Raw genomic sequence first — 9031 nt, 5'->3', positions numbered from 1 at the left:
CTCCCTGCGCGAGCTGCCGGTGGGCCGCCTTGCGCTGAGCCTTGTGGTGCGGATCGCCTTCGCTCTCCTTGTACTCCCGCTTCACCTCCTCGCGGGTCATCATCAGGTCCTTGAGGTGCCGCCTGCGGGCGAGCGCGTAGTCGGCTACACCCAGGACCAGCAGGACCCAGGCGAGACGCATTGCCAAAGGCGCGAGGCGCCCCACGAGCTGGCTGAGGCCTGCGGCTCCGTCGAGCCACACCGCGCGCAGCGCATCCGGGCCGAGCTCCTCCACCTCGCTCCACACCAGCGCCGCGACCACTCCCATCACCGCCAGAGCCTTGGCCAGCTCTACGAGTGACCGGACGCTGAAGAGCCGCTTCAGGCCCTCGGCGGGGCTGACGCGCTCCAGCTTGGGCATCAGGTGCTCCGGGTTCAGCTCGAAGCCCACCATGGCCACGGAGACGACAAGAGACGCCACCAGCGCTCCTCCCAAAGCCGGGCCCGCCAGGCGTGCCAGCATCCACAGCCCCTCCTCCCACCTGTTGGAAGTGCCCGGCTCGAGCAGCAGCTGGGTGGTCCACGCCTTCAGCCGCTCGAAGCCCGCAGGAGCAGAGGCCGTGAAGCCGAGCAGCCCTCCCAGGGTGACCGCACTGGAGGACAGCAGGCGGCTTCGCGGGATCTGCCCCTTGCGGCGCGCGTCACGCAGGCGCTTCGCCGAGGGTTTCTCCGTCTTCTCGCTCATCGCGCCGCCTCCCCCAGCAACCGCAGCCCACCCTCCAGGCCCACCACGCCCGTGAGCAGCCGCTCGCAGAGCACTCCCACACCGAGCCACAAGAGCGCGCCGCCTCCCAGGATTCGCAGCGGAGCACCCAGCTCCTGGAGGTTCACCTGCGGAGCCGCACGGGATGCCATTCCCATGAGGCAGTCCACGGCCAGCACCGCCGCGGCAATGGGCGCGCCAACCGCCAGCCCTGTCGCCATGGCGCCTCCCGCCAGTGTCACGAGGTACAGAGCCGCAGCTTCCGAGGGGACAGCCACCCCCAGCTGCACCACCCCGAAACCTCGCAACACCCCGGAGAGAACGAGCGGAAACAGCCCCCCTGTCACCACCAGCGCGACGAGGAGCTGGTACAGACCATCTCCCGTGGCCGACTCGCGGCTCCCTGCCAGCGGAAGGCTGGCTTCAGCAGAGGTGCCTCGGAAGAGGTCGATGAACCGCCCTCCCATCCGCGCCGCGTCGAACGGCAGCGCGGCGATGAGCCCCACGCAAGTCCCATAGACCAGTTCCTTGAGCACGAGCGCCATCAACGCCACTGGCGTCTCCACAGCCGTTGGCAGCGCCACGCCCGCGACCAGGTGAAGGAAGAGCGAGAGGCTCAACACCAGGGACAGCTTGACGGTGGTCGGCGCAGCTTGCCCGCCCAGGAGCGGACAGAGAAAGGCCACGGGCATGAGCCGTGAGCCACACAGCGCCACCGAGACGATGTGCGGGCCCAGCGACTCGAGCTGTGCGCGGAGCAGATCGAAGTTCATATGGCCACCTCTGCGATGGCCATGAGCAGCTGGTGGGTGAACCGGGTGAGCTGCCCGGCAATCCATGGCCCGGCCAGCACAAGCGCCAGCACCGCCGCGCACAGCTTGGGCACCACCGACAGCGTGGTCTCCTGGATCTGGGTGGTGGCCTGGAACAGGCTCATGACGAACCCCACCACCAGGCTCGCGCCGATCGGTGGGAGAGAGGCGAGGACCATCAGGAGCAGCGCCTCGCGGCCGAGCGCCAGCAGGACATCCTGGGTCATGGCATCACCGGTAGCCAAGGATGAGCCCGCGCGCGAGCAGCGACCAGCCATCCACGGCGACGAAGAGGAGGATCTTGAATGGCAGGCTCACCTGGCTCGGGGACAGCGTCTGCATGCCCAAGGCAAGCAGGACGTTGGCGATGACCATGTCCAGCACGAGGAACGGAAGGAAGATGAGGAAGCCGATCTGGAAGGCCTCCTTCAGCTCGGTGATGACGAAGGCCGGGATGACCACGAAGAGGTCACTCTCCTGGACCTGATCCATCTCCTCGGGAGGCCTCAGCTCACGCGCGAGATCCACAAAGAGCGCCCGCTCCTCGGCGCTGCCGTGCTTGAGCAGGAAGGAGCGCAGCGGTTCCGCCACCTCGGTCGCCGCGGAGAGGATCTGCGCACCGGACTCCACTTGCTGGTATGCAAGCTGTCCCGCGTCGTACATGCGCTCCATCACGGGGGACATGATGTGCGCCGAGAGCACCGCCGCCAGCCCCGTCAGGACGATGGTCGGTGGCGCCTGCTGCGTGCCCATCGCCGAGCGCGCGAACGACAGCACCACGGCGATCTTCGAGAAGCTCGTCAGCATGAGCACTGCGAAGGGCAACAGCGACATCACCGCGAGCAGCGCCATCATCGCCAGCGGATTGCCGGCATAGGATGCTTGCGAGAGGGTCTGCCCACTGGCCAAGGCCCATGCTGGCGCGAGAAGAAGGCCCACGAAGATTCCCCGCTTCATCGCACGACTCCCTTCGGCTGCATCAAGGCGCAGCAGTGAGGAGCAGGCCGCCGGGCCAGCCCGATCGCGCGCTTGGGCATGGGGGCCGCATGGATCTCTGCGAACGAGTCACCAAAGGCCACGAGAAAGCTGCGGCCGTCCGCCTCCACCAGCGCGATGCCACAGCGCTGGGAGAGTCCGGCGCGGGAGACCACTTTCAGGCGCTCGGGGAGGGTGAACCGTGAGCTCGCGCTGCCGCGACGCCACAGCCACCCGCCGAGCCCCGCCAGCGCCACGGCGCCCAGGAGCCAGCGGGCGGCCGCGGCGGCCGGCAAGCCTCCGAGCGGGGCCAGCACCGCGAGGCCGAGAATGAGTGCACCCACGAGCAACAGGCGTTTCCGAGGAGAGAGAGAGGCAAGCATGACGTTCCTCCGAGGGCTCACGGCAGCAGGTTGAGGATGCGAGCGCCGACCTCGCCGTCGATATCGACCAGCTCAGCCCGGGCCACCGCGCGATCACCGATGCGCAGCAGCACCGGCTCACTGGCGTTGATTCGCAGCGGAAGAAGAGAGCCCGGCTTCAGGGCGGCCAGCTCCGAGAGCGGCAGCATCAGCCGCGTCAGCTCGATCTCCACATCCACGGGAAGCGGAGGCATTCCTCCGCTCTGCTCGTTTACAGGTGCCATGTTTGACTCCAGGGGAAGGGCGCGCCTGCGCGCGCGGGTCAGCGAAAAACCTTCAGGGGTGAACTCGCCCACCAGCTGGAAGCCACGAGTCACCAGCCGGCCGTGGCCCAGGAGCTGGTCACCGCCGTGGCGGGCCTGGAAGACGACGACATCTCCCGCCGAGAGCGTCCGCAGCGAAGAGGGAGAGAGCCGGGCACTGCCCAGAAAGCACCACGCACCGATGCACGCCGCGAGGACCTCCGGAGCGATGGAGGAGTCCCGCTCCACGAGCAGATCCTTCCAGGCGGACTCGAAGATCACAGCGGGGAGCACCAGCCGTCCCCCCGCCGAGACGTCCCCCACCGATAGAGACAGCTCCACGCTGAGGTGAGGACGGCGGGCATCCAGCCGCGACAGCGCCTCTGCTCGGTTCATCGTCACCCCCGCCAGCCGAGCTCCCAGCCGAGGGTGGATCTCCGACCGGGCTCGGAGCGCCGCAAGCGCCGACAGGACCAGAAAGGCGAAGGTCGCTTCCTCCAGGCGCGTGAGACGGGTCACAGGACTCGGCCGCTGGCCGCTTCCAGCGAGGCGCTCCAGCGCGGCGAAGAGAACCGGCAGCTCCAGTTCCAACACCGCACAGCCCCCCGTGACCGATAGATCCAGAAGGACAAAGGCCGCCGTGTGCGCCAGTCCCGTCACGGGAATCACGACGGTCTCCGCCAGCCGGCCGGTGCCGCTGACGGAGCCGCCCAGCTCGCGCACCAGTGCCTCACAGATGATCGAGAGCACCTGCCTCCCCAGAATCGCCACCTGGGGACGCTCGCTCAGGGTGACATGAGCCCGCGCCAGCCGGCGCGTCCCCAGCCGCTTCAGTCGGGACACCTTGGATTGAGGAGACGGGGCACTGTGCTGTTCGGTATGCATGGGAAACTCCTACGGGGGTGTGCGCGAAACGAGATGGGTCAGCGGGTGGCTTCGCGAATCAACCTCTCGGCCAGTGCGCTCATCACCGGGGGCGTCTCAGCCTCCGGAGGCTCTACCCGGCGCCGGGGAAAGAGGCTGCGGTGGTAAGGCGCAAGCCTTCGGAAGATCTCCCGTCTCAGGGCCTCGGGAGCCTCCGCCATCAGCCCGCGAAGCTGCTCCGCGGGGTCGCTCCGCAGCCCAAATTCCATCGCCACCCGGGCCTGCCGCTGAGCCGAGGAGAGCGCCGCGAAGTGGGCCAGATGCTCCTTCGCCCGCTCGGCTTCGCGCGCTCCCAAGCCCTCGAGCAGCTCTTCAGCTCGCTCCTTGCCAAACACCAGCGCCACCAGCGCGAACCGTGCCAGGGGCAGGAACGCCGGCGGCGTCTTCGAGGCCACCGCCTTCACAGCCGGTGCCTTGCGTGAAGGCACAGACGGAGTCTTCTCCTTGGAAACGGGCTGGCGAATGATGCGAGTTGCTTCCTCAGTGCGGCCCTTCGCAACCGGTCTCCGCACGATCCGTGTGGCCTCCATGGAGCACCCTCCTCCGCGTCTCAGGCCACCCGGCGCGCCGCATTCGCAGCGACCACGGGCCGAGCAGGAACAGGTGGAGCCGCCGGCGGCAGCGCGGCCTCGGAATCGGTCTGGTAGTGCCGCAGGCGCATCGCGAGGAACACCAGCGCCACCGCCAGCCCGGTGAGCACCACGCCCATCGCCACCAGCAGCATGCGCAGCCTCAAGAGCGGAGAGCTCCGAGGGGCTGTCACCTCCACGCGCGTGGCCGCCTCGTCCACCATGAGCGCAACGGCTTCCGAAGACAGCCCCTCCACACCTCCAGCGATCAGTGCCCGGAGCTGCTCCTGCGTCTGACGGATCCGAGCCGACTGCCCAGGTGCCGTCCGCAGCATCGCGGAGGCCTTCGCGGGCGCTGCCACCTGTCCAGGGCGCGGCGGAGGCGGCACCATGAGGTGCACTCGCGCCAGGAGCACCCCATCGACTCCTTGGAGCGTCTTCTCGACGCCCCGCTCGAGGACCCGGACCCGGCAGAGCTGCTCCTCGACAGGAGAGCGGATGAGCCCGCCCCCGCCGAACACGTCACAGCCCGCCTCTTCCACGGGCCTCGGCAGCCCCAGCTCGGCCAGGATGCGCACGGCGTCCGAGGCCTGGGCCTCTTCCACCTCGATGGCCCAGGTGGGCTTCTTGCCCGCCTCCGGAACTTTGCGAGCGTCCAGTCCACGCTCGGCGAGGACCGTCTGCAGCTCATTGGCCTGGCGCTCGTCGAGCCCATGCTGGATGCGCTCCCGGCACGCGGCGGTGCACAGGAGCAGGAAAAGACAGAGACAGCGGCGAAGGGAGAACGACATGGAGAGACTCCTCAAATCTGGGTCTGAAGCACCTGCTTGACGCCGCCCGTCGCCTTCTCGACGACCTTCCCGGCCAGATCGAGCTCCTGGCTGGCGGAGTACACGTGGGCCTGGAAGGCGAGCAGTTCGGCCGGGGTGAACGTCCGCCCCGACTCCGCCAGCGCGAGGATGTGGTCCAGCCGCTTCTGCGCCTGGCTCACCCGCTCCAGCATCTGCACGGCCTGCTGCGCCCGCGCCGACTGCACCGAGTCCACCCTCGCGCCCGGCGTCACCTCCGCCCGGCCCGCGGCGGCTCGATCCACCGACTGGGCCTGGTGCGGCCCTCGCATCGCCTCCGAAGAGGTCGGACGCTGAGCCCCCTCCGTGGCGACGGGGATGCCCGCCCCCTGCTCTCCGCCCTTCACACCTTGAAGCACCTTGCCGAACTGCTGCTTGCCGGTCTCCAGCGCGGGAGTGGCTCCCGCGCCTCCGACAGAACCCACCTTGTCGATGGCCATGGCGCCGCCCCTAGCGGATGTTGTTGATGGCGGCCTTCGCCGAGTCGTGGCGGACCTTCATGATGTTGGAGACCGCGTTGTGCTCGCGGCTCTCTCGCTGCATGTCGTTCTGGAGCTGCAGGTACGCCATGTTGAACTTCTGGCCCTCGGCCGCCATCAGCTTCTGGGCCTCGAGCATGTCCCAGGCATCCCCCTTCCCCGTCGTCCCCTCCGCCGCGCCAGGGCCGCTGGTGCCAGCGCTCCCGCCGACTCCCGGAATCGGCACGGTGGAGCCGTTCGTCGACGGCACGGTCGCGGACACCGAGCCGACGCTCGTGGCCACGGAGCTGACGCTCGAGACCGCTGCGCTCAGCACCGGCGCTCCCGGAATCATTCCGCCGACGAGGCCAACGCCTTTCTTGACGACCTCCTGAGCGGTCCGCGCGAGGACAGCGCCGAACTCGTTCTGCGGCGTCTGCCGCGCGTAGGTGGGGGTAATGGACAGCGACGCGATACGGTTGTTGTTCTCCACAAGAGCCTCCTGGTTGAACTGCGCCAGGAGCCCTTTTCAGTTCCCGTGCCAGCGTGGACGCCCTGAAAGGTCGAGGGTTTAGCCGCTGGGGCGACTTCGGGAGAGTCCAGCGGGCCCGATGGACCGTCCGCGGCACGCGACGGTGCCCGTCCGCGCCCCGCGCCGCCCGCAGAGTTGCGTCCCGGGCTCCCCGCCTCAGACGGGTTGCGACCTGTTCTCGGGCCACTGGACCGCGCCAGGAGATGCCAAGCCACTTCACTCAGCGCGGAGGGACGCGCCCGCCAATCTCCGGGAAGTGCTCGTATGCGCGCAAGAGCGCCTCAAGGTGCGGCTGAGCATGGCCCTTGTCGTCTCAGAATAAGTCGGCGCCCATTGCGTCCGAGTGCCTGGTTGGGTCCGGGTGAGTAGGGCGGAGACCGAAGTTCGCGGGGCGGGCCGGTAGCTCCTCACATCCCTGAAGGCAGACCTCCTATGCACATGCCGAAGTGGTGGCTTGCCGCGCTCGCGGGCGCGCTATTGGGCTGTACCGCGTGTTCCGAGCTGGACTCCGACACCGGGCCGGCTGATGGCATGCCGGAGTTCCAGCTGGAGATGCTCACGGGGCCCTCGAAGCTGGGCACGGGATGGAAGGACCCCATGGTGGTGCTGCTGTGCAACCGGGGCGACGTGCCCGGCAGCACCGAGGTGGGCTTCTACCTCTCGCGCGACAGCATGATCGACGAGAGCGATGAGTTCCTGGCCTCCAGCGAGACGACCCCGGTGCCGGCGGGGACCTGCCGCAGCGCGAGCGCGAAGGCCGAGACGCCGAGCGTACTGGAGGGCAGCTACTACCTGGGCGCCATCGCGGATCCGCATGACCTGGTGCGCGAGGGCAACGAGAGCAACAACCGCCACCTGGGCCGCACCGTGCGGGTGGACCTCACCCCGCCGCCGACGCCGGTGCTCTCGTGGCTGGAGCCGACGGGGGGCTCCTCGCCGGTGCCGAATATCTCGGCCCAGAGCGAGCCGAACGCCACCATCCTCCTCTTCCGGGGCGATAGCTGCACGGGCATGGCGGTGGCCAACCTGACATCGGGCTCGTCCTGCCCGTATCCGGACGGCTCCTCGGAGTACGTGGTGCGCAGCTACTCAGCGCGAGCGTATGACTCGGCGGGCAACACCTCGGGCTGCACCAGCATCCCTGTGCCGTCCGGGTCCGGGTACCAGGACACGACGCCGCCGGCCCCGCCGGTGCTCGTGGGAGTGGACTGGCAGTACGGCACCCCCCAGCACCAGCTGCGGGTGACGGGCACGGCCGAGCCGCGCAGCGAGGTGGCCGTCTTCGTGGACGTGGCGTGCACGGGCATGCCGGCGGCCACGGTGTTCGCGGGGACGAGCGGCTCCTTCAGCGCGGTGCTCGCGGTGGCAGCGACGGGCCCGGGCAGCATCCGCCGTGTGTACGTGGCAGCGCGGGATGCGGCGCTCAACGCGTCCACGTGCGTGCAGGGGCAGACGTACGAGACGCCGTGCGCGCCGGGCTACGGCAACTGCGATGGGAACCCAGCCAACGGCTGCGAGGTGGACCTGACGGCGGACGCGGACCACTGCGGCACGTGCGGCACGACGTGCCCGGGGCAGGGCAACGCGCAAGGGGTGTGCGTGGCGAGCACGTGCGACGAGGCGTGCCCGGTGGGCACGTACGACTGCGATGGGGAGCTGGCCAACGGCTGCGAGTCCACGACGGCGTGTGGGCCGGCGACGTGCACGGTGGCGCGGACGAAGGAGCTGATGATCACCTCGCTGTCGGTGGTGGAGGATCCGACGCGCACAGCGCTGGGCGGGGCGTGGCACTTCGAGACGCTGATGCGGGTGATGGCGGGGGGCGGCGATCCTTCGGCGCTGGTGCGCCAGTGGCTGAAGACGTGGAACACGCCGCAGACGATCAACGGGCTGACGGTGCCGGCGCGGCCGCTGATGATGACGAAGGTGCTGGGGCCGTGGGAGGAGCGAAGTGGGGGCCCGTCGCGGCCGTTGAACTTCGCGCACGCGCCGTTCCGGCTGCTGGCGATCGTGAACCGGATGGACCTGCGTCAGCCGGGGGTGCAGGCGGGAGAGGGGCGGTTCGTGTTCGGGGTGGTGGACCCGAACGGCAACCCGCTGGAGTTCACGGTGATCCTCGAGTACGCGCTGCCGGGCACGACGCCGGAGGCGATCCAGCGCTGGGCACGAGATTGGCACGAGCTGGGGCAGCTGAACCTGGGGAGCGCGGAGTTCAAGACGAAGCTGCAGGGGCTGACGGACCGGTTCGCGAAGGCGGGGGTGATGCCCGGGAGGCCGCACGGCAACGCACTGAACCAGATCCGGACGAACGAGGTGGAGCTGGGCGAGCTGTGGGAGATGCGGGAGTTCGTGCTGACGGCGACGGGGCTGCAGCCGACGACGGTGAAGCTGACGGCGGACAACGGGTTCAACAACACGAATGTGCTGAGCAGCTTCATCAACGCGAACCAGGAGGCGATCCTGGCGGAGCAGCACACGGTGCCGGAGAGCTTCTCGGGGCGGCGGTT

Annotated in this window: 11 protein-coding genes and 1 pseudogene; 1 reads left to right on the top strand and 11 read right to left on the bottom strand. The window is 69.1% G+C overall.

The annotated features are described in order from the left end of the window. The 11 genes and pseudogenes from VD972_RS07235 to VD972_RS07185 form a co-directional block, all read right to left on the bottom strand. Window positions 1-724 (bottom strand): EscU/YscU/HrcU family type III secretion system export apparatus switch protein (locus VD972_RS07235; RefSeq protein WP_324982748.1); only part of this gene is annotated, 724 nt, incomplete at its 3' end. Then, a complete protein-coding gene (locus VD972_RS07230) occupies window positions 721-1515 on the bottom strand; it encodes a flagellar biosynthetic protein FliR (RefSeq protein ID WP_324982744.1) in 795 nt (264 codons plus the stop codon). The genes VD972_RS07235 and VD972_RS07230, both read right to left, overlap by 4 nt. Continuing rightward, window positions 1512-1781 carry a flagellar biosynthesis protein FliQ gene (gene fliQ, locus VD972_RS07225; protein WP_324982741.1) on the bottom strand — a complete coding sequence of 90 codons (270 nt, stop codon included), beginning with the start codon at window positions 1779-1781 and terminating at the stop codon, window positions 1512-1514. The genes VD972_RS07230 and fliQ overlap by 4 nt, the downstream gene beginning before the upstream one ends. A 4-nt stretch (window positions 1782-1785) precedes the next feature. After that, entirely contained in the window at window positions 1786-2511 is a 726-nt protein-coding gene (sctR, locus tag VD972_RS07220) for a type III secretion system export apparatus subunit SctR (RefSeq protein ID WP_324982738.1), read from the bottom strand. Beyond that, window positions 2508-2912 (bottom strand): hypothetical protein, encoded by a 405-nt coding sequence (locus VD972_RS07215; RefSeq protein ID WP_324982735.1) that lies wholly within the window; start codon window positions 2910-2912, stop codon window positions 2508-2510. The genes sctR and VD972_RS07215 overlap by 4 nt, the downstream gene beginning before the upstream one ends. Window positions 2913-2929: 17 nt before the next feature. Beyond that, a complete protein-coding gene (gene sctQ, locus VD972_RS07210; RefSeq protein ID WP_324982732.1) occupies window positions 2930-4078 on the bottom strand; it encodes a type III secretion system cytoplasmic ring protein SctQ in 1149 nt (382 codons plus the stop codon). 38 nt (window positions 4079-4116) lie between these two features. Further along, window positions 4117-4545, bottom strand: a complete 429-nt coding sequence (locus VD972_RS07205; protein WP_324982730.1) for a hypothetical protein — start codon at window positions 4543-4545, stop codon at window positions 4117-4119. Between the two features lie 122 nt (window positions 4546-4667). Further along, on the bottom strand, window positions 4668-5477 hold the full coding sequence (locus tag VD972_RS07200) for a flagellar M-ring protein FliF (protein WP_324982727.1): 810 nt from the start codon (window positions 5475-5477) through the stop codon (window positions 4668-4670). 11 nt (window positions 5478-5488) lie between these two features. Further along, window positions 5489-5974, bottom strand: a complete 486-nt coding sequence (locus tag VD972_RS07195; RefSeq protein ID WP_324982725.1) for an ATP-dependent helicase HrpB — start codon at window positions 5972-5974, stop codon at window positions 5489-5491. 10 nt (window positions 5975-5984) lie between these two features. After that, window positions 5985-6485 carry a hypothetical protein gene (locus VD972_RS07190; protein ID WP_324982722.1) on the bottom strand — a complete coding sequence of 167 codons (501 nt, stop codon included), beginning with the start codon at window positions 6483-6485 and terminating at the stop codon, window positions 5985-5987. Between the two features lie 259 nt (window positions 6486-6744). Then, window positions 6745-6813: pseudogene (locus VD972_RS07185) on the bottom strand (DUF5953 family protein); the annotation flags it as partial. Between the two features lie 149 nt (window positions 6814-6962). On the opposite strand from VD972_RS07185, the gene VD972_RS07180 reads away from it, so the two are divergent. Next, window positions 6963-9031, top strand: a 2069-nt coding sequence (locus tag VD972_RS07180; RefSeq protein WP_324982719.1) for a CARDB domain-containing protein, incomplete at its 3' end; no start/stop codon positions are given.

It is taken from the genome of Hyalangium sp. (genome assembly GCF_035629615.1).
Taxonomy (GTDB): Bacteria; Myxococcota; Myxococcia; order Myxococcales; family Myxococcaceae; genus Hyalangium.
The sequence above is the reverse complement of the archived record's forward strand: the minus strand, read 5'-3'. Positions and strand labels throughout refer to the sequence as shown.